Origin of the sequence: Streptomyces netropsis (assembly GCF_014203545.1) — a bacterium.
GTDB lineage: Bacteria > Actinomycetota > Actinomycetes > Streptomycetales > Streptomycetaceae > Streptomyces > Streptomyces netropsis.
On the sequence record NZ_JACHJG010000002.1, the window covers coordinates 478624 to 503407 of the forward strand.

7 protein-coding genes and 1 pseudogene are annotated in these 24784 nt (G+C 72.1%); 4 read left to right on the top strand and 4 right to left on the bottom strand.

What is annotated here, in order from left to right; genetic code table 11:
* Positions 1–23 precede the first annotated feature (23 nt).
* Together FHS38_RS06745 and FHS38_RS06750 are read left to right on the top strand one after the other, a co-directional pair.
* A complete protein-coding gene (locus FHS38_RS06745; RefSeq protein WP_184731768.1) occupies positions 24–6209 on the top strand; it encodes a type I polyketide synthase in 6186 nt (2061 codons plus the stop codon).
* A 97-nt stretch (positions 6210–6306) separates the two neighbouring features.
* Complete coding sequence (locus FHS38_RS06750; RefSeq protein WP_184731770.1) at positions 6307–7494, top strand: cytochrome P450; 1188 nt, start codon at positions 6307–6309, stop codon at positions 7492–7494.
* Positions 7495–7581: 87 nt separating this feature from the next.
* Here FHS38_RS06750 and FHS38_RS06755 read toward each other — a convergent pair whose 3' ends face one another.
* The 4 genes from FHS38_RS06755 to FHS38_RS06770 form a co-directional block, all read right to left on the bottom strand.
* A complete protein-coding gene (locus FHS38_RS06755) occupies positions 7582–7779 on the bottom strand; it encodes a ferredoxin (RefSeq protein ID WP_184731772.1) in 198 nt (65 codons plus the stop codon).
* 117 nt (positions 7780–7896) lie between these two features.
* Positions 7897–9072, bottom strand: coding sequence for a cytochrome P450 (locus tag FHS38_RS06760; protein ID WP_184731774.1), 1176 nt, complete (start codon positions 9070–9072; stop codon positions 7897–7899).
* A gap of 87 nt (positions 9073–9159) precedes the next feature.
* A complete protein-coding gene (locus tag FHS38_RS06765; RefSeq protein WP_184731776.1) occupies positions 9160–10218 on the bottom strand; it encodes a DegT/DnrJ/EryC1/StrS family aminotransferase in 1059 nt (352 codons plus the stop codon).
* A gap of 11 nt (positions 10219–10229) precedes the next feature.
* Positions 10230–11618 carry a glycosyltransferase gene (locus FHS38_RS06770; RefSeq protein ID WP_184731779.1) on the bottom strand — a complete coding sequence of 463 codons (1389 nt, stop codon included), beginning with the start codon at positions 11616–11618 and terminating at the stop codon, positions 10230–10232.
* Between the two features lie 424 nt (positions 11619–12042).
* On the opposite strand from FHS38_RS06770, the pseudogene FHS38_RS06775 reads away from it, so the two are divergent.
* A pseudogene (locus tag FHS38_RS06775) lies at positions 12043–15231 on the top strand (type I polyketide synthase); the annotation flags it as partial.
* A gap of 41 nt (positions 15232–15272) precedes the next feature.
* On the top strand, positions 15273–24764 hold the full coding sequence (locus FHS38_RS06780; RefSeq protein ID WP_184731782.1) for a type I polyketide synthase: 9492 nt from the start codon (positions 15273–15275) through the stop codon (positions 24762–24764).
* Positions 24765–24784 lie beyond the last annotated feature (20 nt).

Consider the following 24784-nt stretch of genomic DNA (forward strand, 5'->3'; position numbering starts at 1 on the left):
TTTACAAGGAAGGTTCCCTGAGGATGCCGGACGACAAGAAACTCGTCGACTACCTGAAGTGGGTCACCGCCGATCTGCACGAGACCCGGCAGCGCCTGCGGGAGGTCGAATCCGGCCGGCACGAGCCGGTGGCGATCGTGGGAATGGCCTGCCGGCTGCCTGGCGAAGTCCGCTCCCCGGAGGAACTGTGGGATCTCGTCGCCTCCGGCGGTGACGCGATCAACAGCTTCCCGAACGACCGTGGCTGGGACCTGGATGTGCTGGCCGCCGACGGACAGGGCGGCAGCGCGACGCTCGAGAGCGGATTCCTCTACGACCTCGCGGACTTCGATCCGGGGTTCTTCGGGATCTCGCCGCGTGAGGCGGTGGCGATGGACCCCCAGCAGCGCCTGCTGCTGGAGGTGTCCTGGGAGGCGATGGAACGCGCGGGAATCGATCCGGTCTCGCTGCGGGGCACCAGGACCGGTGTCTTCGTGGGCACCAGCGACCAGGACTACGTCCACCTGGTGCTGGCCTCGCAGGACGACATGGGCGGCTACGCCGGTACCGGTCTGGCGGCGAGCGTCCTCTCGGGCAGGCTGTCCTTCACCCTCGGGCTCGAAGGGCCCGCGGTGACGGTGGACACGGCCTGCTCCTCGTCGCTGGTCTCGCTGCACCTCGCGGCGCAGGCGCTGCGCAACGGTGAGTGCTCGCTGGCACTGGCCGGTGGCGCGACGGTGATGGCGACCTCCGCGAACTTCGCCGGATTCAGCCAACAGGGCGGCCTCGCACCCGACGGGCGCTGCAAGTCCTTCTCCGATGCCGCGAACGGCACCGCCTGGTCGGAGGGCGCCGGCATGCTGCTGGTGGAGCGGCTCTCCGACGCCCGGCGCAACGGCCACCCGGTCCTCGCGGTGCTGCGGGGCAGTGCCGTGAACCAGGACGGCGCGTCGAACGGTCTGACGGCGCCCAACGGCCCCTCGCAGCAGCGGGTGATCCGCCAGGCCCTGGCCAGTGGTGGTCTGTCACCGGCCGACGTGGACGCGGTCGAGGCGCACGGCACGGGCACCACGCTGGGTGACCCGATCGAGGCACAGGCGCTCCTGACCACCTACGGCCAGGACCGGGAGCGCCCGCTGCTGCTGGGCTCGCTGAAGTCGAACATCGGCCACACGCAGGCCGCCTCCGGCGTCGCCGGTGTGATCAAGACGGTCATGGCGATACAGCACGGAGTGCTGCCCCGGAGCCTGCATCTGGACACCCCGTCCTCGCACGTGGACTGGGACGCCGGTGCGGTGGAGCTGTTGACGGACAGCAGGGCATGGCCGGAGACGGGCCGTGTGCGACGTGCCGGTGTGTCGTCGTTCGGCATCAGCGGCACGAACGCGCACGTGATCCTCGAGCAGGCCCCGTCGGACGAGGACGCCGCATTCGACAGCGTTGTGGAGCCCGGTGTGGTGCCGTGGGCGCTGTCGGGCAAGTCCGCCGAGGCGCTGCGCGGGCAGGCGGCACGGTTGCTGTCGTGGCTCCAGGAGCACCCCGAGGCGCGGCCGGCGGACATCGGATTCTCGCTCGCGACGGGCCGGACGGCCTTCGAGTACCGGGCCGTCGTACCGGCCGCCGACCTGGCGGAAGCGGTGGACGCCCTGACGGCACTGGCCGCCGACGAGCCGACGGCCGCGGTGGTCCACGGCGTGGTCTCGGGTGGAAAGCTCGCGTTCCTGTTCTCCGGGCAGGGCAGTCAGCGGATCGGCATGGGCCGCGAGCTGTACGAGCGCTTCCCCGTCTTCGCCGAGGCGCTGGACGCCGTCCTCGCCCGGCTGGACCCGGCGTTGGACCGCCCGCTGCGGGACGTGATGTGGGCCGACGACCCGGAGCCGCTGAACCGGACGGGCTTCATCCAGCCCGCGCTGTTCGCGGTGGAGGTGGCGCTGTTCCGGCTGCTGGAATCGTGGGGCGTCACCCCCGACTTCGTGGCGGGCCACTCCATCGGCGAGATCGCGGCCGCCCATGTGGCGGGGGTGTTCTCGCTGGAGGACGCCTGCCGACTCGTGACGGCCCGCGCGGGGCTGATGCAGGCGCTGCCGACGGGCGGGGCGATGGTGGCGCTGCAGGCCACCGAGGAGGAGGTCCTGCCGCTGCTGTCCGACCGGCTGTCGCTCGCCGCGGTCAACGGCCCCTCGTCCGTGGTGATCTCCGGCGACGAGGACGCGGCACTGGAGGTCGCGGCCCGGCTGTCGGCCCAGGGCCGCAAGACGTCCAGGCTGCCGGTCAGCCACGCGGCCCACTCGCCGCTGATGGACGCGGTGCTGGACGACTTCCGCGCCGTCGTACAGGGCCTGTCGCCCCGGACGCCGGCCATCCCGGTGGTCTCCCACCTCACCGGCGACGTGGCGGTGGCCGAGGAACTGTGCTCGGTCGACTACTGGGTGCGGCACGTACGCGAGGCGGTGCGCTTCGCCGACGGCACGCGGACGCTCCTCAAGCAGGGCGTGACCACCTTCGTCGAACTGGGCCCGGACGCCGTGCTGTCGGCTCTGGTCCAGGAGACACTCGCGGACGAGACGGTGGTCGTCGTACCCGTCCTGCGCAGGAACCGTCCCGAGGAACTCACCGCCGTCACCGCCCTGGCCGAGCTGCACGCCGGCGGCGTCACGGTGGACTGGGACGCGTTCTTCCGGGGCACGGGCACGCGTCGCGTCGACCTGCCGACGTACGCGTTCCAGCGTGAGCGGTTCTGGCCGACGGTCTCGGCGCGCGGCGGTGACGCCGCGGGTCTCGGGCTGATACCCGCCGAGCATCCACTGCTGGGCGCGGCGATGTCCGTGGCGGGCTCCGACGAGCTGCTCCTGACCGGAACGCTGTCCGTGGCCACGCACCCCTGGCTGGCCGATCACCGGGTCATGGGCCGGATCACCCTGCCCGGCACGGCGTTCGCCGAACTGGCCGTCCGGGCCGGGGACCAGGCGGGTTGCGACCGGGTGGCGGAGCTGACCCTGGACGCCCCGCTGGTCCTCGCTGCGCGGGGCGCGGTCTCGGTCCAGGTGCGCGTCGGGGAGGCGGACGAGTCCGGCCGACGCGCGGTCACCGTCCACTCCCGGCCAACGGACGCCGTGGACGGGGACTGGACGTCGCACGCCCACGGTGTGCTCGTCGCCTGTGAGCCGACGGGCGGGACCGAGGGGGCCGACGGGCTCGACGACGGTGTGTGGCCCCCCAAGGGAGCGCAGCCGGTCGACCTCGCCGACCTGTATCCGCGACTCGACCGGGCCGGACTGGCCTACGGGCCGGTGTTCCAGGGGCTGCGGGCCGCGTGGCGCCGTGACGGCGAGTGGTACGCGGAGGTGTCGCTCACCCAAGAGGCGGCGTCCACCGGGACCTTCGCGATACACCCGGCGCTGCTGGACGGTGTCGTCCGGGCCGCCGGTCTGCTGGCCGCCGGTGACTTTGACGGTGGTGTCGTGCCCGGTTCGTGGGGCGGGCTCACCCTGCACGCCTCCGGTGCCTCGACGCTCCGCGTCAGGCTGGCCGCCACGGACGGGGATTCCCTGTCGTTCACGGCCGTCGACACGGCGGGCGCCCCGGTGGTCTCGGCGGAGTCGCTCACGCTGCGTCCGCTCTCCGGCGAACAGCGGGTGGCGGTCGCGGCAGCAGGCGGCCAGGCATCGCTGTTCGGTGTCGAGTGGGCCAAGGTCCCGACGGGTTCCGCGCCCGTGGCGGGCACCCGTTGGGCCATCGTCGGTGCCGATGAACTCGACCTCGCCTACGCGATGCACCGGGCCGACGAGTCGATCACCGGATACGGGGACACCCTGGCCGGGGCGATCGGCGACAGCGGCGTCGCGCCGGACGTCTTCCTGGTGCCCGTCGTGGGTGACGCGGCGGACGACGGACCCGCGTCGGTGCGCGCGTTGACGACCTGGGTGCTGGGTCTGCTGCAGGAATGGCTGGCGGACGAGCGGCTGGCGAACTCACGGCTCGTGTTCGTGACCCGGGGCGCCATCGCCCTCGACGGCGAGGACGTCCGGGACCTGGCCGCGGCCTCGGTATGGGGCCTGGTGCGCTCCGCCCAGACCGAGAACCCCGGCAGCTTCCTGCTGGTGGACCTGGACGACGCGTTCGTCTCGGCCGCGGAGCTGCCCGGCCTGCTCACCCTGGACGAGCAGCAACTGGCGGTGCGTGCGAACACCGTCCGCGTGGCCCGTATGGCACGGCTGCCCGAGCGGAGTCCGGCAGGACCGGCAGTGGACGGTGGCGGCCCGTGGGCCGGCCGCGGGACGGTGCTGATCACCGGTGGTACGGGTGGCCTCGGCAGCGGCCTGGCGCGTCACCTGGCGGCCGAACACGGCGTGCAGCGACTGCTGTTGGTCAGCCGCCGTGGCGAATCGGCGCCGGGGGTCGCGGAACTGCGGGCGGAGCTGGGTGCGCTGGGCGCCGAGGTCTCCGTCGCCGCGTGCGACGTGGCCGACCGGGACGCGGTGGCCGCGCTGGTGGCGGGCGTGCCGGCCGAGCATCCGCTCACGGCCGTGGTGCACACCGCCGGTGTCCTGGACGACGCGATGCTGGGTTCGTTGACGCCTGAGCTCATGGAGCGGGTGCTGCGGCCGAAGGTGGACGCGGCGTGGCACCTGCACGAGGCGACGCGCGGGCTGGATCTGTCGGCGTTCGTGCTGTACTCGTCCGTCTCCGGTGTGCTGGGTGCCCCGGGACAGGGCAACTACGCCGCGGCCAACGCGTTCTTGGACGCGCTGGTCCGGCACCGCAGGGGGCTGGGCCTGCCGGGTACCTCGCTGGCCTGGGGCCCGTGGGCCGAGGGCAGCGGCATGACCGGCTCCCTGAACAAGTCGGACGTGGAACGGATGTCCCGATCGGGTATGCCCCCACTGTCCATGGAACAGGGCCTGGCCCTGTTCGACGCCGCGATCGGCCGGGCGGAAACGCCGGTCGTCCCGGCCCGCGTCAACATCGCGGGACTGCAGGTGCAGCAGGCGCTGCCGGCCCTGTGGCGGGACCTGGTCCCGGCCGCGCGTCGCGCGGCCACGGCGGGGGACAGGTCCGCCGTCACGCTGCGGGAGCGGCTGCGAGGTCTCGAAACGGCGGAGCAGGCAAGCCTCTTCATGGAGGTGGTGGTGGGGTACGCCGCCGGTCTGCTCGGCCACCGGGACGCAAGCGCGATCAACCCCGAGCGTCGCTTCCTCGAACTCGGCTTCGACTCGCTGGCCTCCGTCGGACTCCGCAACCAGCTCGCCGACGTGCTCGGCATGCGACTGCCGTCCTCAGTGGTGTTCGACAACGAGACGCCCGTCAAGCTCGCCGGGTGGCTGCACACCGAGTTCGTGAACCAACACGATCCGAAAGCCGCGCCCACGGCGGCCGGTGGCGCGCGAACGGCCCACCACGCGGACGAGACGGTGGAAGGGCTGTTCTTCAACGCGGCGAAGGCCGGCAAGCTGGTCGAGGGCATGCGCCTGCTGAGGGCGGTCGCGAACACCCGGCCCACCTTCGAGAGCCCGGCCGAGCTGGAGGAGCTGTCCGCTCCGGTCACCCTGGCCGAAGGCCCGAGCACCCCCCGTCTGGTCTTCGTCAGCGCGCCGGGTGCCACCGGGGGCGTCCACCAGTACGCCCGTATCGCGGCGCACTTCCGGGGCAAGCGGCATGTCTCCGCGCTCCCGCTCATGGGATTCGCGCCGGGTGAACCGCTGCCCGCCACCAGCGAGGCCGCGGGCAGAATCGTCGCGGAGAGCGCCCTGCACGCCAGTGACGGCGAGCCGTTCGTCCTGATCGGCCACTCCTCCGGCGGCTCGCTCGCCTATCAGGCCGCGGGTGTGCTGGAGGAGACGTGGGGGGTCCGTCCCGAGGCGGTCGTCCTGCTGGACACCCCGAGCGTTCGCTACGAGCCGGGTGAAGGAAACGACCTCGACCAGACCATGCGCTTCTACCTGGCCGACGTCGACTCCCCGTCGGTCAACCTCAACAGTGCGCGGATGTCGGCCATGGCCCACTGGTTCATGGCCATGACCAGCATCGAAGCATCCCCCACGACCGCTCCGAAGCTCCTGGTCAAGTGCTCGCTGCCCTGCAACGGCCTCATCTTCGACACCTCGTCGGTGCCCGTGGACGAGGTGCGCACGATCGAGGCCGACCACCTGTCGCTCGCCAAGGAGCACTCGGCACTGACGGCGCGGGCGATCGAGGAGTGGGTCCGGGCCCTGCCGGCCGCCGGCGCGTGACCCCACCCGGTCACCGGGACCCGTATGTGGCGTGGCCGCCCCGGAAACCGGGGCGGCCACGCCACGCCCCCTCGTCCAACCGCCAGAAGGAGGCTCCATGACCACGTCCTACGAACTGCCCGAGATCACCGCCGACCCGCCCGCCGTACTGAGGCTGAGCCCGCTGCTGCGCGGCCTGCAGGCCCGAAGCCCGGTCTGCCGGGTCAAGACCCCCGCCGGCGACGAGGCATGGCTCGTGACCCGTCACGCCGAGCTCAAGCAACTGCTGCTCGACGAGCGTCTCGGCCGCTCGCACCCCGACCCGGCGAACGCCCCGCGGTACGTCAGGAACCCGTTCCTGGACATGCTGATCACCGACGCCGACCCCGAGAGCGCGCGCAAGCTGCACGCCGAGACCCGCACACTGCTCACACCGAACTTCTCCGCCAAGCGCGTCCGCGATCTGAAGCCCCGTGTGGAGGCCATCGCGGAGGGCGTGCTGGAGGGTTTCGTCGCCCAGGGGCCGCCGGCCGATCTGCACGGGCAGCTGTCCCTGCCGTACTCCCTGATGGTGCTCTGCGAACTCATCGGCGTGCCGCCGCAGGACCGGGCGCGCCTGGTGGAGCTGCTGTCCGGCATGGCCGGGGTGGACGACCCACAGCGGGTCGTGGAGGGCCAGCAGGCCCTCTTCGCCTACCTGGTGGAGCTGGCGGGTCGTAAACAGGCCGACCCCGGCGACGACGTGATGTCCCGGCTGTGCGAGACCGGGGCCCCGGCCGAGAAGGTCGGCCCCATGGCCGCGGGGCTGCTGTTCGCCGGGCTGGACGCCGTCGCGAGCCACGTCGACCTCGGCGTGGTGCTGCTCGCCACCAACCCCGACGCGCGGCAGGCCGCGCTGGGGGACCCGCGCGTCATGGCCGCCGCCGTCGAGGAGATCCTGCGGACGGCCAAGGCCGGTGGTTCGGTGCTGCCGCGGTACGCCAGCGCCGCCGTCGAGATCGGCGAGGTGACCATCGAGGCGGGCGACCTCGTCCTGCTCGACTTCACCCTCCCCAACTTCGACGAGCAGGTCTTCGACGAGCCGGAGCGCTTCGACATCACCCGCTCGCCCAACCCGCATCTGACGTTCGGCCACGGCATGTGGCACTGCGTCGGCGCCCCGCTGGCCCGGCTGGAGCTGCGGACGATGTACACCCTGCTCTTCACCCGGCTGCCCGAGCTGCGGCTCGACCTGCCGGTGGAGGACCTCCAGGTGCTGGGCGGACGCCTCTCGGGCGGTCTCACCGAACTGCCCATGCGGTGGTGACGGCCCCGCCCGGAAGGTGAAACGGGCCCCGCCCCCACCATCAGGTGGGGGCGGGGCCCGTTTCGTGCCACCGGTACGTACGGCGGCTCAGTCCTCGTGCACGGTGATCGCCTGGGACGGGCAGATCCTGCCCGCCAGCCGCACGTCCTCCGCCACCGGCTCCGCCGGCTCCCCGTCGAGGACCATGACGATCCCGTCGTCGTCCTGGTCGAAGACCTCCGGCGCCGACAGCACGCACTGCCCTGCTCCGATACAACTGTCGATGTCCACGCTGATACGAACCATCATTCCTCCATCGGCGAATCGATACCTTCTCGCGTGCCCCGGTACTCGCGTGCCCCGGTACATGACGGGTCGGACGGGGGAGTCCGAGTCCCCCGTCCGACCCGCGGGCGAGCGCCGCTACCAGCGCACGGGCAGCGCGTGCAGCCCGAACAGCACGCCGTCGTACTTCAGCGGCAGCTCCTCGACCGGCACCGCGAGTTCCAGCGTCGGGATCCGCTCGAACAGCGACCGGTAGGCGAGCTCCATCTCGACCCGGACCAGGTTCTGCCCCAGGCACTGGTGCACCCCGTATCCGAACGCCACGTGGTGGCGCGCGGACCGGCTGGGATCGAACTGGTGCGGGCACTCGAAGACGGTCTCGTCGTGGTTGGCCGCGGCGACGAGCGGGACGATGCCCTCGCCCGCCTTGATGAGCTGCCCGCCGATCTCCACGTCCTCGACGGCCACCCGGAAGGCCACCAGGTCGGCCACGGAGTAGTAGCGCAGCAGCTCCTCCACCGCCCGGTCGTCGCCGATCCACTGCGGGTTCATCAGCAGCGTCACCGCGCCGAGCCCGATGTTGTTCGCCGTCGTCTCGTGGCCGGCGATGAGCAACAGCATCCCCACGCCCGACAGTTCCTGCGGGGTCAGCTTGCCGTCCGCCAGCAGCCGGCTCATCAGGTCGTCGCCCGGCCGCTTCGTCTTGAGCGCGATCAGCCGGTTGAGATAGCGCAGCAGCGCCTTGGTGGCCGCCTCCCGCTGCCCGTCGGTCGAGGTCAGAGTGACCAGCACCCGGGTCTGGGCCTCGAAGAAGTCGCAGTCGGCCTTCGGTACGCCCAGCAGCCTGGAGATCACCAGCGACGGCACCGGCAGCGCGAAGTCCGAGATGAGATCGGCGGAGTTGCCCCCGGCGAGCATGGCGTCGATGCGCTCGTCGACGATCGCCTGGATCACCGGCCGCATCTCCCTGATGCGGCGGACGGTGAATTCCGGGATCAGCGTCTTGCGGAACCGGGTGTGCTCCGGCGGGTCCAGGGCCACGAACCAGCCGGGCACCTGGTCCTGGGCCGGCACGCCACCGGTCTTCGCCGGACGGGGGAAGCCCGGGTGCGAGGGGTTGGAGCTGATCCGGGGGTCGGTGAGCACGGCACGGACCTCTTCGTGCCGGGTCACCAGCCAGACCGGGGCACCGGTGGGCAGCGTCGAGCGGACGAGCCCCTCGCGCTTGCGCAGGCCCTCGTACTCCGCGGGCGGATAGGGCTGGCCGGGCCGCCGCAACGGGAAGCCGACCAGGTTCGAATCGGTGGTAGTCATGTGTGCAATTCCCTGAGGGTCGGAACGTCCCGGTCGTTGGCAGTTGGTGCCGAGGGGGGCGGCCGCCGGCCGCCCCCCTCGGGCCGGTCAGCGCGCGCCGTAGAACTCGCGGATCTTCCCGACGATGTAGGTCTGGTCCTCTTCGGTCAGGCCCGTGTGCGTCGGCAGGTAGAAGCCGTCCTCGGCGAACCTGGTCGCGTTCAGCGTCGGCCAGACCGGGTCGAGGTAGCCGGGCTGCATGCTCATCGGCTTGAAGAACACCCGGGTCTCGATGGAGGCGTCGGCCAGGAACGCGCGCAGCTCCTCGCGGCGCTCGGCGCGCAGGTCGTACATCCACAGCACGTCCCGCGGGGGCATCAGGGTGATGCCCTCGATGTCCCGCAGCCCCTCGTCGTAGCGCTTCTCTATCTCCCGGCGGGTGGCCAGGATCTCGTCCAGCTGCTCGACCTGGGCCAGCGCGACGGCGGCCTGGAGGTTCGTCATACGGAAGTTGTAAGCGAGCTTCTTGTGCAGGAAGTTGTGTTCCTTGTTGAAGGCCATGCCCCGCAGATGGGCCATCTGCTCCGCCAGCCGGGGGTCGTTCGTGAGGCAGATGCCGCCCTCGCCAGAGGTGATGATCTTGTTGGCGAAGAGCGAGAAACAGGCGATGTCGCCGACCGGCCGTACGCCGTGCGCCTCCGCCGTGTCCTCGACGACCCGCAGGTTGTAGTCGTGGGCCAGCTCCATGATCGCGTCCATGTCGCACCGGCGCCCGTAGATGTGCACCGGCATGATGACCTTCGTGCGCGGGGTGATCTTCTCCTCGATGCGGGAGACGTCGATATTGAGATCGTCCCCGCAGTCCACGAACACCGGGGTCGCGCCCAGATACGTCGCCGCCCACGCGGTCGCGATCATCGTGAATTCGGGAATCAGCACCTCGTCGCCCGGGCCGACACCCAGCGCCCGCAGGGCGAGGGTCAGCGCCGTGGTCCCGGAGGAACAGGCGACGCCGTGCGCGACGCCGTTGTACCGCGCGAATTCGCTCTCGAATTCCTTGACCTTCGGCCCCTGCGACGAGATCCAGCCGTCGTTGATCGCCTCGGTCACATAGGAAAGCTCCCGCCCCTTGAGCCAGGGCTGCGAAACCGGATACGTGAATGCCATGGAAACCTCGCTCAGTCCTTTGCCAGTGCGGGGAGTCCAAGGATCAGATCGGCCGCGGCGCCCCGCCCGCCGGCCGCCCGCAGAACCTGTCCGAAGTGCTCGGCGCGCTCGCGGAACGAACGGTCGCTGAGCACCCTGGCCAGCTTGTCGACCACGTCGTCCGCGTCGATGGTCTCGGGGCGGTCGAGCTTCAGGCTCACCCCGAAGTCCTGGCCGCGCCGGGCCTGGTCGTCGCAGTCCACCCACAACGGCCGCACGACCAGGGGCTTGCCGAAATACAGGCCCTCGTGGAAACCGTTGCCGCCCGCGTGGGTGAAGAAGACCTTCACGCTCGGGTGGGCCAGCACATCGAGCTGGGAGGGAACCCAGTCCACGATCCGCAGATTGTCCGGCAGCAGCTCCGCCGAGGGCAGCAGCTTCTGCTGCTCCTGGGGCAGCTTCCACAGGAATTGGTGCCGGTCGCTCATCCGCCGTGCGACCTCCACCAGCGACGCGATGTGCTCCCGCGTCATCCTGGTGATCGTGCCGAAGCCCATGTAGACCACGGAGTCGTTGTGCGCGAGCCATTCGGAGAGACCGTCGTCCTCGGGCGCCTGGGGCAGCGGCGGCACCATCGTGCCGACCAGCTTCATCTTGGCGGGAACGGGGAACGGGTAGTCCAGTTCGGGCACCGAATAGCACAGGACCATCTCGGACTTGTCGATCCGGACCATCATCCCGCGCGCCTCGGGGGAGATGCCCAGCTCCGCGCGGACCTGATTGTCCTCCTCCACCACCTTGCGCATGTCGGAGGTCATGAACAGCCCCAGCGTGCGCATTCTGAACAGCTGGTTGGCCACCCGCTGGACGGGGGTCATGTCCAACGGCAGACCGGTGTGCGGCACGGGAAAGTGAGGCGGCGTGTGCGACTTGGCGAAGGGCACGTGCGAGGTCAGCACATTGCTGGGCAGGAACGGCACACCCAGCACGAACGGGATCTTCTTGGTGACCGCCAGTTCGTACGCGTACTGGCACATGCTCTCGATGACCATCAGCGCCGGCTCGACCTCGTCCACCACGGCCTCGAGCGCCCGGTACTTCTCCACCCGCGAGCGCGGGGCGAACGAGTGCTTGATGACCGCCCGGTGCGCCTTGAACCTCGACCGCTGCGTCACCTCCCGGTACGTCTTGTCGTCCCAGGTGACGGCCGACATCTCGGACACCACCTCGCCCAGGGAAGCGAACTCCACCGGGGTGTCCACCTTGAGCGCCTCGATCTCCGAGCGCCGGTTCTCGTCCGTCGCGAACCACAGGTCCTCGACTCCCCGGCGGGACAGCTCCTCGGCCAGGACGAGCAGCGGATTCAACAGTCCGCTTTCGGGATAACTGACGAACAGAATCGGCCGCCGAGTCGAGCCCATGACAATAACCCTCCAGAAGTGGCGGCCCGGCAGCTCGGCGCCAGGTGTGCGCACGGCCGGTCGCCGAGTGGCCGCGTTCATCGATGCCCGCGCCCACAGCCGGCGTCGTCCGCCCGGGACGTCAAGGGACAAGAGTGCGGGAAGAAGCGTGACAGTTACTTGGTCTCACGCCAGGTCGAAGAGAATCCCTAGTCTTCGCGACCGACGGATCGACCGGACCGCCGGACCGTGGCCGTCCGTAGCGGATATGACGCGACGTCAGACGAGAGATCACGTTCTTCTTGTAGGGAAATCTACAGCCTTCCCGCCCATACGATCCGGCTCGAAGTGAAGTATCCGAGCCGACATTCCTCATGGGTGGTGCAGCGTCATGACGAGCGGAGCAGACAGCGCGTCCTGCGGCGCGGGCGATCAGGGGGCCGGAGCGCACGCCGACGACCCGGTGGTGATCGTCGGGACGGCGTGCCGGTACCCCGGCGGCGTACGGTCGGCCGCGGACCTGTGGGACGTGGTCGCCTCCGGCCAGGACGTGATCTCCGCGTTCCCCGCCGACCGCGGCTGGGACCTGGAGGCCCTCGCCGGTACCGGCCGGGGCTCCAGCGCCACCCGTGAGGGCGGATTCCTCTACGACGCGGCCGACTTCGACGCCGGGTTCTTCGGCATCTCCCCCCGGGAGGCGCTGGGCATGGACCCGCAGCAGCGCCTGACGCTGGAGGTGTCCTGGGAGGCCGTGGAACACGCCGGGATCGACCCGGTGAGCCTGCGCGGCAGCCGGACCGGCGTCTTCGTCGGCACGAACGGCCAGGACTACGCGCTCGTCACCCAGCTGTCGACGGAGGACCTGGAAGGGCACTCCCTGACCGGACTGTCCCCCGCGGTGGCCTCCGGCCGGGTGGCCTACACCCTCGGACTGGAGGGGCCGGCGATCACCGTGGACACGGCCGCCTCCTCCTCCCTGGTCGCCCTGCACTGGGCGGCGCAGTCGCTGCGCGCGGGGGAATGCTCGCTCGCCCTGGCCGGCGGGGTGACGGTCATGTCCACCCCGACGGCCTTCGTCGGGCACTCCCGGCAGGGCGGCATGGCTCCCGACGGGCGGTGCAGGGTGTTCTCCGACGCCGCGGACGGCACGGCTTGGGCCGAGGGCGTCGGCATGGTGCTGCTGGAACGGCTGTCGGACGCGCGGCGCAACGGTCATCCGGTGCTGGCGGTGCTGCGGGGCAGTGCGGTGAATCAGGATGGTGCGTCGAACGGTCTGACGGCGCCCAATGGTCCGTCGCAGCAGCGGGTGATCCGTCAGGCGTTGGCCAATGCGGGTCTCACTGCGGCTGATGTGGATGCGGTGGAGGCGCACGGTACGGGTACCAAGCTGGGTGATCCGATCGAGGCGCAGGCGCTGCTGGCCACGTACGGCCAGGGTCGTGAGGTGCCGTTGCGGCTGGGTTCGTTGAAGTCGAACATCGGTCATACGCAGGCCGCTGCCGGTGTCGCGGGTGTCATCAAGATGGTCATGGCGATGCGCCACGGCGTCCTCCCCAAGACCCTGCACAGCGACACCGCCTCCTCCCATGTGGACTGGTCGGCGGGCGCCGTGGAACTGCTCACCGACTCGGTGCCGTGGCCGGAGACGGGGCGCGCCCGGCGGGCCGGGGTGTCGTCGTTCGGCATCAGCGGCACCAACGCGCACGCGGTGCTGGAGCAGGCCCCGCCGGTCGACGAACCGGTACGGGAGCCGGGCACGGGCACGGCGCCCGCCGTGGTGCCGTGGGTGATATCCGCCCGCACCGAGGAAGCGCTCGACGCCCAACTGGACCGCGTCAGGCCGCTCGCGGCCGCCGACGCCGGACTCTCACCGGTGGACGTCGGCTTCTCACTGGCGGCCGGCCGGTCGGTGTTCGAGCACCGCGCGGTGCTGCTCGCCGCACGGGGCGAGACGGCCCTGGCGGCACGTGGCACGGCGGGCGGCGCGGGAGCACTGGCGGCGCTGTTCCCGGGGCAGGGGAGCCAGCGCCTCGGCATGGGCCGGGAGCTGTACGGCCGGTTCCCGGTGTTCGCCGACGCCCTGGACAAGGCGCTGTCCGTCCTGGACCGCTACCTGCCGCGCCCGCTCCGGGACGTGATGTGGGGCGACGACCCCGAGGAGCTGAACCTCACCGGCTACACCCAGACCGCCCTGTTCGCGGTGGAGGTGGCGCTGTTCCGTCTGGTGGAGTCCTTCGGCGTCACACCGGACTTCGTGGCCGGCCACTCCATCGGCGAGGTGGCGGCCGCCCATGTGGCCGGGGTGTTCTCGTTGGAGGACGCCTGCCGGCTGGTGGCCGAACGCGGACGGCTGATGCAGGAGGTCGCGGACCGCGGCGCGATGGTGGCCGTCCAGGCGACCGAGGACGAGGTGCTGCCGCTGCTGACCGAGAAGGTGTCGATCGCCGCGGTCAACGGCCCGTCGTCGGTGGTCGTCTCCGGCACCGAGGACGCGGTCCTGGAGATCGCGGGACGACTGGCGGCCGACGGGCGCAAGACCTCGCGGCTGCGGGTGACGATGGCCGCCCACTCGCCGCTGATGGAATCGATGCTGGACGCGTTCCGCGCGGTGCTCGAAGGCCTGACGTTCTCCGCGCCGACCCTGCCCGTGGTCTCCAACCTCACCGGCCGCATCGCCGAGCCCGAGGAGCTGTGCGCGCCGGAGTACTGGGTGCGGCACGTACGCCGGGCCGTCCGCTTCGCCGACGGGATCACGACCCTGCACACGGCCGGCGTCGGCGTCACCCTCGAACTGGGCCCCGGCGGCATCCTCTCCGCCATGGCCCGGGACTGCCTGGGTGCGGCGGACCTCACGGTGGTGCCCGCGCTGCGCGACGACCGCGGCGAGGAGGCCGCCCTGGTGACCGCGCTGAGCCGCCTGCACGTCATCGGCGCGCCGGTGGACTGGCCGCGGATGTTCGAGGGCACGGCCGCCCACCGGGTGGACCTGCCGACGTACGCCTTCCAGCACGAGCGTTTCTGGCCGATCGGCGCGGACACCACGCTGCGGCACACGGCGGTCGACGGTGACCATGCCGAGGCGCGGCCCGCGCCCGCACCGGCCGGCGGGGCGCGGCCGCTCGGCGAGTGGCTGGAGTCGATGCCCGCCGCCAAGCGCGCCGGGTACCTGCTCGACCTCGTACGCTCCGAGGCCGCCGCCGTGCTCGGGCACGGCGGCGTGGGGCGCGTCGGCGCCCACCACATCTTCAAGGAACTGGGCTTCGACTCGCTGACCGCCGTCGAACTCTGTGACCGGCTGAGCGCCGTCACCGGGCTACGGCTGCCCAGCTCGCTCGTCTTCGACTGCCCGACACCGGCGTCGGTCGCCGACCACCTGCTGGCGCACCTCGTGGACGGCTCCCCGGAGTCGGCTCTCCGCGAACTCGACACGCTGGAAGCCGTGGTGCGGGCCGCGGCGGTGGACGGCACGGACGCCGAGCGCGCGGCGATCGCCGCACGGCTGGACCAACTCGTCCTCTCCCTAAGGGAATTGACGCGAACGGCGGAGCTGCCCGACGACTCCGAAGAGGACATCAAGACGGCGTCGGTCGACAGACTGCTCGACATCATCGACGAAGAATTCGAAATCGCTTAAAGATCGACAGCTTTCGTTCATAACGGGATGAGGACGGACCGGTGCAGGAAGACCAGCAGGACAAAGTTGTCGACTACTTGAGGCGAGTCGCCGCGGACCTCCGACGTGCGCGCCAGCGCATCGACGAACTGGAGTCCAAGAGCCGCGAGCCGATCGCGATCGTGGGCATGGGCTGCCGGTTCCCCGGCGGGGTCGCCTCGCCGGAGGGGCTGTGGGACCTGGTCGCGTCCGAGGGTGACGCCATCTCCGGCTTCCCGGCCGACCGCGGCTGGGACCTGGCCGCGCTGACCGGCGACGGCGAGGGCCACAGCGCGACCCACGAGGGCGGATTCCTCTACGAGGCGGGCGACTTCGACGCCGGGTTCTTCGGGATCTCCCCGCGTGAGGCGCTGGGCATGGACCCGCAGCAGCGGCTGCTGCTGGAGGTCTCCTGGGAGGCGCTGGAGCGGGCCGGCATCGACCCGCTGTCGCTGCGCGGCAGCCAGGCGGGCGTCTTCGTCGGCTCGTACCACTGGAACCCGGGCACGGCCCGGGCGACGGGCGAACTGGACGGCCACGCGCTGACCGGCACCGCGGCCAGCGTCCTGTCGGGACGCCTCGCCTACACACTCGGCCTCGAGGGCCCGGCGCTCACCGTCGACACCGCCTGCTCGTCCTCGCTGGTGGCCCTGCACGTGGCGATGCGGTCGCTGCGTGACGACGAGTGCTCGCTCGCCGTCGTCGGCGGCGTCACCGTCCTGTCCGACCCCGCCGTGTTCGTCGAGTTCAGCAAGCAGGGCGGACTGGCCCCCGACGGCCGCTGCAAGGCGTTCTCCGACGCCGCGGACGGCACGGGCTGGTCCGAGGGCGTCGGCGCACTCGTCATCGAGCGGCTGTCGGACGCGCGGCGCAACGGTCATCCGGTGCTGGCGGTGCTGCGGGGCAGTGCGGTGAATCAGGATGGTGCGTCGAACGGTCTGACGGCGCCCAATGGTCCGTCGCAGCAGCGGGTGATCCGTCAGGCGTTGGCCAATGCGGGTCTCACGGCGGCTGATGTGGATGCGGTGGAGGCGCACGGTACGGGTACCAAGCTGGGTGATCCGATCGAGGCGCAGGCGCTGCTGGCCACCTATGGCCAGGGTCGTGAGGTGCCGTTGCGGCTGGGTTCGTTGAAGTCGAACATCGGTCATACGCAGGCCGCTGCCGGTGTCGCGGGCGTGATCAAGATGGTCATGGCGATGCGCCACGGCGTCCTCCCCAAGACCCTGCACAGCGACACCGCCTCCTCCCATGTGGACTGGTCGGCGGGCGCCGTGGAACTGCTCACGGAGTCGGTCGAGTGGCCGGCGGGGGAGCGGCCGCGCCGCTGCGCGGTGTCGTCCTTCGGCGTCAGCGGGACGAACGCGCACGCGGTGCTGGAGGAAGCACCGCAGGAGGAGCCCGCCGTCGAGGAGCCGCCGACCACGGACAACACCGCCACGGTGGTCCCCTGGGTGCTCTCCGGCCGGGCCCCGGCCGCCGTGCGCGACCAGGCCGCGAACCTTCTCTCCCGGCTGGACGCCGAACCCGGCCTCCGCGCGGTCGACGTGGGGTACTCCCTCGCCTCCCGGTCGCTGTTCGAGCACCGCGCCGTGGTGCTGGGCGCCGGCATGGACGACCTGCGGGAGGGACTCGGCACCCTGGCGGCCGAGGAGAGCGCCGCAGCCGTCGTCCAGGGTGTCGCGGACATCGAGGGCAAGACGGTGTTCGTGTTCCCGGGGCAGGGTTCGCAGTGGGTGGGCATGGGTGCCCGGCTGCTGGAGGAGTCGCCCGTCTTCGCCGAGAGGCTGGCGGAGTGCGCGGAGGCGCTGGGCACCTTCGTGGACTGGTCGTTGACGGACGTCCTGCGCCAGATGCCGGGTGCGCCGTCCCTGGAGCGGGTCGACGTCGTACAGCCGGCGTCGTTCGCGGTGATGGTGTCGTTGGCGGCGTTGTGGCAGGCGCATGGTGTGCGTCCTGATGCTGTGGTGGGTCATTCTCAGGGTGAGATCGCCGCGGCTGTGGTGTCGGGTGCGTTGTCGTTGGAGGACGGCGCGCGGGTGGTGGCGTTGCGGAGCCAGGCGATCGGCCGTCGGCTGGCGGGGCGTGGCGGGATGATGTCGGTCGCGCTGCCGGTCGCGGAGGTCGAGGAGCGGCTGGACGGTTTCGCGGGCCGGGTGTCGGTCGCGGCGGTCAACGGGCCGCGTTCGGTGGTGGTTTCCGGTGATCCGCAGGGTCTGGACGACCTGTTCGCGCAGCTCACGGACGAGGGTGTTCGGGTCCGGCGGATCGCGGTGGACTACGCCTCGCACTCCGCTCAGGTCGAGGACCTTCACGAGGAGCTGCTGTCCGAGCTGGGACCGATCCGTCCCCGCGAGTCCGAGGTGCCGTTCGTCTCGACGGTGTCGGGCGAGTGGCTGGACACCAGCGGGATGGACGCCGAGTACTGGTACGGCAACCTGCGCAACACCGTCCGGTTCGAAGCGGGCATACGGACGCTGCTCGACGCGGACCACGGCGTGTTCGTGGAGGTCAGCTCGCACCCCGTGCTGGCGATGGCCGTTCAGGACGTCATCGAGGACGCCGGCGGTCACGCCGTCGCCGTGGGGACCCTGCGGCGCTACGAGGGCGACCTGTACCGCTTCCTGACCTCGCTGGCGGAGGTGTACGTCCGGGGCGTCCCGGTCGACTGGCGGTCCGTCCACACCGGCACCGGTGCCCGCCGGGTGGACCTGCCGACCTACGCGTTCCAGCACGAACGCCTCTGGGCCATGCCGCACGAGGTCGAGCTCCTCGCGGCGGCGGACCCCGCCGACGCCGAGTTCTGGGCCGCCGTGGAGCGGGAGGACCTGGGCTCGCTCACCTCCCGTCTGCACATCGACGAGGACTCCCTCGCCGCCGTGCTGCCCGCCCTGTCGTCGTGGCGCCGTGAGCGGCGTGAGCAGTCCGCGCTGGACGCGTGGCGCTACCGCGTCGCCTGGTCGCCGCTCAGCGGTGTCCCGCAGGCTTCGGTGTCGGGCACCTGGCTGGTGGTCGGTGCCGAAGGCATCGCGGACGACGACGTGGTGGCCGCGCTGTCCGGCCAGGGCGCCGAGGTGCGCCGACTGGTGCTGGACGAGTCCTGCGTCGACCGCACGGTGCTCGCGGCCCGGCTCGAAAACGCCCACGACGTCTCGGGCATCGTCTCGGTGCTGGCGGCGGCGGAACAGCCGTGCGCCGCGTACCCCGCGCTCGCCTCCGGTCTCGCCCTGACGGTCGCGCTCGTCCAGGCCCTGGGCGATGCGGGCGTCGACGCCCCGCTGTGGTGCGTGACCCGTGGCGCGGTCTCGACCGGCCGTTCGGACCTGGTGACGAACCCGGTGCAGGCGCAGGTGCTGGGCGTCGGCTGGACGGCCGCGCTGGAGCACCCGCAGCGCTGGGGCGGCATGATCGACCTGCCCCACACGCTCGACGAACGCGCCGGCCGACGGCTCGCCGCCGTCCTCACGGGTACCACCGGCGAGGACCAGCTCGCCATCCGGTCCTCCGGTGTCTTCACCCGCCGCGTGGTCCGGGCCGCCGCCGGCAGCCAGGGCGCGGGACGCGACTGGAAGCCGCGCGGCACGACGCTGATCACCGGCGGCTCCGGGGCGCTGGCCCCGGACCTCGCGCGATGGCTCGCGGGCCAGGGCGCCGAGCACCTCGTGCTGGTCAGCCGCCGGGGCCCGGACGCGCCCGGCGCCGCCGCGCTGGTGGCCGACCTCGCCGAGCTGGGCACGGAGGCCGAAGCGGTCGCCTGCGACATCAGCGACCGCGACGCCGTCGCCGGACTGCTGTCGAGGCTCAGGACCGACGGGCGCACCGTGCGGACGCTCGTGCACGCCGCGGCGGTCATCGAGCTGGAGTCGCTGGCGGAGACCACCATGGCGGAGTTCGCCAGGGTGGTGCACGCCAAGGTCGCCGGTGCCCGGCACCTGGACGAACTGCTGGACGACGAGGAGCTCGACGCGTTCGTCCTCTTCTCCTCCATCACCGGCATGTGGGGCAGCGGCCGGCACGCCGCGTACGGCGCGGGCAACGCCTATCTGAGCGCGCTGGCCGACCACCGCCGCGCCCGTGGCCTGACCGCCACGTCCCTGCACTGGGGGAAGTGGCCCGACGACGCCGAGGCCGCGCAGCTCGACCCGCACCAGATCCGCCGCAGCGGCCTCGGGTTCATCGACGCGGGCCCGGCGCTGGCCGGCATGCGGCGGGCCCTGGACGACGACGAGACGGTGCTCGCCATCGCCGACGTGAACTGGGACGTCTACCACCCGATCTTCACCTCCGGCCGGCCCACGACGCTGTTCGACGAGGTCCCCGAGGTACGGCGGCTGACCGAGCCGGTGGAGCGGACCGTGAGCGCGGGCGCCGAAGGGGAGTTCGCGGCCCGGCTGCGTGACCTGCCCGCCGCCGAGCGGGACCGCCTGCTGCTGGACGTGGTCCGCGGCCAGGCCGCGACCGTCCTCGGGCACGCCTCCGGTGAGGCGTTCCCCGAACGGCGTGCCTTCCGTGACGTCGGCTTCGACTCCGTCACCTCGGTGGACCTGCGCAACCGGCTGGTGACCGCCACCGGGCTGCGGCTGCCGAGCACCCTGGTCTTCGACTACCCGACCCCCCTCGCCCTGGCGGAGTTCCTCCGCGACGAGATCGCGGGCACCGCCACCACCGCTCCCGTGGTGTCCGCCGCCGTGACCGACGAGCCGATCGCGATCGTCGGAATGAGCTGCCGCTACCCCGGCGGCGCGCACACGCCCGAGGACCTGTGGCGGCTGCTCGTCGACGGTGCGGACGTGATCTCCGAGTTCCCCGCGGACCGCGGCTGGGACGCCGACGCCCTGTACGACCCGGACCCCGACCGGCACGGCAGGACGTACTCCGTCCAGGGCGGGTTCCTGCACGACGCCGCCGACTTCGACGCCGGGTTCTTCGGCATCTCGCCCCGTGAGGCCGTGGCGATGGACCCCCAGCAGCGGATGCTGCTGGAGACCGCGCACGAGGCGCTCGAACGCGCCGGGATCGACCCCGACTCGCTGCGGGGCAGCTCGACCGGCACCTTCATCGGCGCGACCTACCAGGACTACACCTCCGGGGTCCCGAACGCGGCAGAATCCGAGACGTACATGGCCACCGGCACCGCGTCCAGCGTGCTGTCCGGCCGGGTCTCGTACCTCTTCGGCCTGGAGGGCCCGGCGGTCACGGTCGACACGGCCTGCTCCTCCTCGCTGGTCGCCCTGCACCTCGCCTGCCAGTCGCTGCGCAACGGCGAGAGCACGCTCGCGCTCGCGGGTGGTGTCGCCGTCATGTCGACCCCGAGCCCCTTCGTCGGCTTCAGCCGGCAGCGGGCCCTGGCCGTCGACGGCCGCTGCAAGCCGTTCTCCGACGACGCGGACGGCATGACCCTCGCCGAGGGCGTCGGCCTCGTCCTGCTGGAGCGGCTCTCGGACGCCCGCCGCAACGGACACCAGGTCCTCGCGGTCGTCCGCGGCAGCGCCATCAACCAGGACGGCGCCTCCAACGGCCTGACCGCCCCCAACGGCCCCTCCCAGCAGCGCGTCATCCGCCAGGCCCTCGCCAACGCGGGTGTCTCGCCCGCCGACGTCGACGTGGTAGAGGCACACGGCACCGGCACCAAGCTGGGTGACCCGATCGAGGCCCAGGCCCTGCTGGCCACCTACGGTCAGGACCGGGAGACACCGCTGCGGCTGGGCTCCCTCAAGGCCAACATCGGTCACACCCAGGCGGCCGCGGGTGTCGCGGGCGTCATCAAGATGGTCATGGCCCTGCGCGAAGGAGTCCTGCCCAAGACGGTCAACGTGAGTGAGCCCTCGTCGCGGGTGGACTGGTCCGCCGGAGCGGTGGAGCTGCTGACCGAGGCCGAGAAGTGGCAGCCGGAGGGACGCACCCGCCGGGCGGGTGTGTCGTCGTTCGGCATCAGCGGCACCAACGCCCACCTGATCCTCGAACAGGCACCGGACGCCGAGGCCGACGGGACCGAACCCGCCGCCGACCACGCGGGCGTCGTGCCCTGGCTCGTCTCCGCGAAGTCCGACGCCGCGCTGCGCGACCAGGCCGCCCGGCTGCTCGCCCGCGTGGGCGACAGCCCGGAACTGCCGCCCGTACGGGTCGGCTGGTCGCTGGCCACCACCCGGCCCCGCCTGGAGCACCGCGCGGTGCTGCTCGGTGAGACGCACGAGGACTTCACCCGCTGCCTGGAGGCGCTCGCGACGGCCGGCACCACGCCGGGAGTCGTCCGCGGCGTCGCCGCGGGCGGCGACGCCGGGCCCGTGTTCGTCTTCCCCGGCCAGGGCTCGCAGTGGTGGGGCATGGGCCGTGAACTGCTGGAGACCTCCGAGGAGTTCCGGTCCGCCGTCGACGCGTGCGCCGAGGCCCTGGCCCCGCACATCGACTGGTCGCTGCGGGACGTCCTGGCGGGCGCCGGTGACCCCGCGATGCTGGAGCGCGTGGACGTGGTCCAGCCCGCGCTGTTCTCGATGATGGTGGCGCTGTCCGCGCTCTGGCGCTCCCACGGTGTCGAACCCGCCGCCGTGATGGGGCACTCGCAGGGCGAGATCGCCGCGGCGTGCGTCGCGGGCGCCCTGTCCCTGCCGGACGCCGCGGCCGTCGTGGCACTGCGGAGCAAGGCCCTGCTGGCCCTGTCCGGAAAGGGCGGCATGATGTCCGTGGCCGCCTCCGCCGAGCAGGTGACCGCCCTCCTGGAGCCCTGGGGCGACCGGCTCTCGCTGGCCGCCGTGAACGGCCCGTCCTCCATCGTCGTCTCCGGTGACCCCGAAGCCCTCGCCGAGCTCAAGGAGCAGTGCGCGACCGGCAACATCCGCGCCCGCATGGTCGCGGTCGACTACGCCTCGCACGGCTCGCAAGTGGAGCTCATCCAAGGCGAGTTGGCGCAGCTGCTGGCCTCGGTCACGCCCCTGGTGCCGAAGGTGCCGTTCTACTCGACCGTGACCGGTGAGCGGCTCGACACGCCCACGATGGACGGCGCCTACTGGTACACCAACCTGCGGCAGACCGTACAGCTGGAGCGGGCGACGCGAGCACTGCTCGCCGACGGGCACCGGCTCTTCGTCGAGGTGAGCCCGCACCCCGTCCTGACCGGGGCCGTCCAGGAGACCGCGGAGGCCGCGGACACCGAATCCGCGGTGGCACTCGGATCGCTGCGCCGCGACGAGGGCGACACCAAGCGCTTCCTGACCTCCCTCGCCGAGGCGCACGTCCACGGCGCGTCCGTCGACTGGCGCGCGGCGTTCCCCGCCTCCTCCTCCCAGGCCCCCACCCCCGTCGAACTGCCCACCTACGCCTTCCAGCGCCGCCGGTACTGGCCGGAGGCGGAGCTGCCCGCCCCGGGCGGCACCGGCGCCGGCACGGAAGCGGACGCCGCCTTCTGGGGGCTCGTCGAGAACGGCGACCTGGACACCCTCGCCGGCGAACTCGGCGTCGTCGAGAACGCCGGACTCTCCTCCCTGGGCGCGCTGCTGCCGGCCCTCTCGGCGTGGCGGACCAAGTCCCGGCAGGCCTCCGCGGCCAACACCCTGCGGTACAAGGTGGACTGGACCCGGCTCCGCGAGCCCGGCGGCACGACCCCGGCCGGCACCTGGCTGGTGGTCGCACCGGCACGGAGCGGCGACGACCCGTGGGTCGCGGCCGCCGTCGACGCCCTGGGCCCCGACGCCGTCCGCGTCGACGTCGAGGACACCGACCGGGACGGGCTGACCGCACTCCTGGCCGCCACCGCCGAGAGCAACCCCGGCCTCACGGGCGTGGTGTCGCTGCTGGGCCTCGTCGAGGAGCGGCACCCCGGCTTCACCTCGGTGCCCGACGGGCTGGCCATGACGCTGGCCCTGGTGCAGGCACTGGGCGACGCGGGAATCCAGGCACCGCTGTGGTGCCTCACCCGGGACGCCGTCGCGGTCGGCCGCGACGACAAGGTCACCCACCCCGTCCAGGGCGCGCTGTGGGGCCTCGGCCTCGTCACCGCCCTGGAGCAGCCCGGCCGCTGGGGCGGTCTGATCGACCTCCCCGACACCATCGACCCGCGAACCGCCGCCCGCCTGCGCGCCGTCCTGGCCGCACCGGACGGCGAGGACCAGGTGGCCGTCCGCGCCTCGGGCACCTTCGGCCGCAGGCTTCTCCACGCCGCCCCCGGCGGCAACCGCCCCGAGCGGCGCTGGTGGGAGCGGGGAACCGTGCTCATCACCGGCGGCACGGGCGGCCTCGGCGGCCGCGTCGCCCGGTGGGTCATCGAGCGCGGCGCCTGGCACGTCGTCCTCACCAGCCGTCGCGGACCGGACGCCCCCGGCGCCGCCGAGCTCCGCGCCGAACTCGAGGGCCTGGGCGCCCGGGTGACCATCGCGGCCTGCGACGCCGCGGACCGCGACGCGCTGCACGGACTGCTGGCGGGCCTGCCCGCCGAACTCCCCCTGACGGCCGTGGTCCACGCCGCCGGTGTCGCCGACGGCGACGCCGACGCACAGTCCCTCACCCTGGAACAGCTCGACGCGCTCCTGCGCTCGAAGCTGACCGCCGCCCTGCACCTGCACGAAGCCACCCAGGACCTCGACCTCGACGCGTTCGTCCTGTTCTCCTCGGGCGCGGGCATCTGGGGCAGCGGCGGACAGGCGGGCTACGCCGCCGCGAACGCCTTCCTCGACACCCTCGCCGAGCACCGCCGGGCCCGGGGCCTGACCGCCACGGCCGTCTCCTGGGGAGCGTGGGCCGAGGCCGGCATGGCCACGGTCGCCGCGGTGCACGACCGGCTGAGCCGGCGCGGCGTCCTGTCGATGGAGCCGTCCCTGGCCATCGCCGCCCTCCAGCAGAGCCTCACCGACGACGACACCCAGGTCACGGTGACGGACATGGACTGGGAGCTGTTCACCCCGAGCTTCACCGCCACCCGCCCCAGCCCCCTGCTGTCCGGCATCCCCGAGGTCCGCGCGGTGCTGTCCGCCCAGGAAGCCCCGGCCGACGACGACGGCGACGAGTCGGCGCTGCGCCGACGGCTCGAAGCGCTGTCCGACGCCGAACGCGGGCGCGCCCTGCTCGACGTCGTCCGCGTCGAGGCGTCCGCCACCCTCGGCCACGAAGCGGCCGACGCCATCCCCGCCGACCGGGCCTTCCGCGACGTCGGATTCGACTCCGTGACCGCCATCGAGCTGCGCAACCGGCTCCGGGTGGCGACCGGGCTGGCCCTGCCCGCCGCCCTGGTGTTCGACTACCCGACGCCGACCGCGCTCGCCCAGTGCCTGCGCTCGTACCTCTTCCCGGACACCGCCCCGGCGGAGAAGGCGGACGACCCGGAAGCGCACATCCGCGAGGCCCTCACCACCGTCCCCATCAGCCGGCTCCGCAAGGCGGGCCTGCTGGACATGGTGTTGCAGCTCGCCAACGAAGAAGCCGAGACCGCCACCGCCGCGCCCGACGCCGCGTCGTCGATCGACTCGATCGACGACATGGACGCCGAGAGCCTGCTGCGACTGGCGACCGAGAGCACGACGAACTGAAAGCGACCTGGAGAAGAACG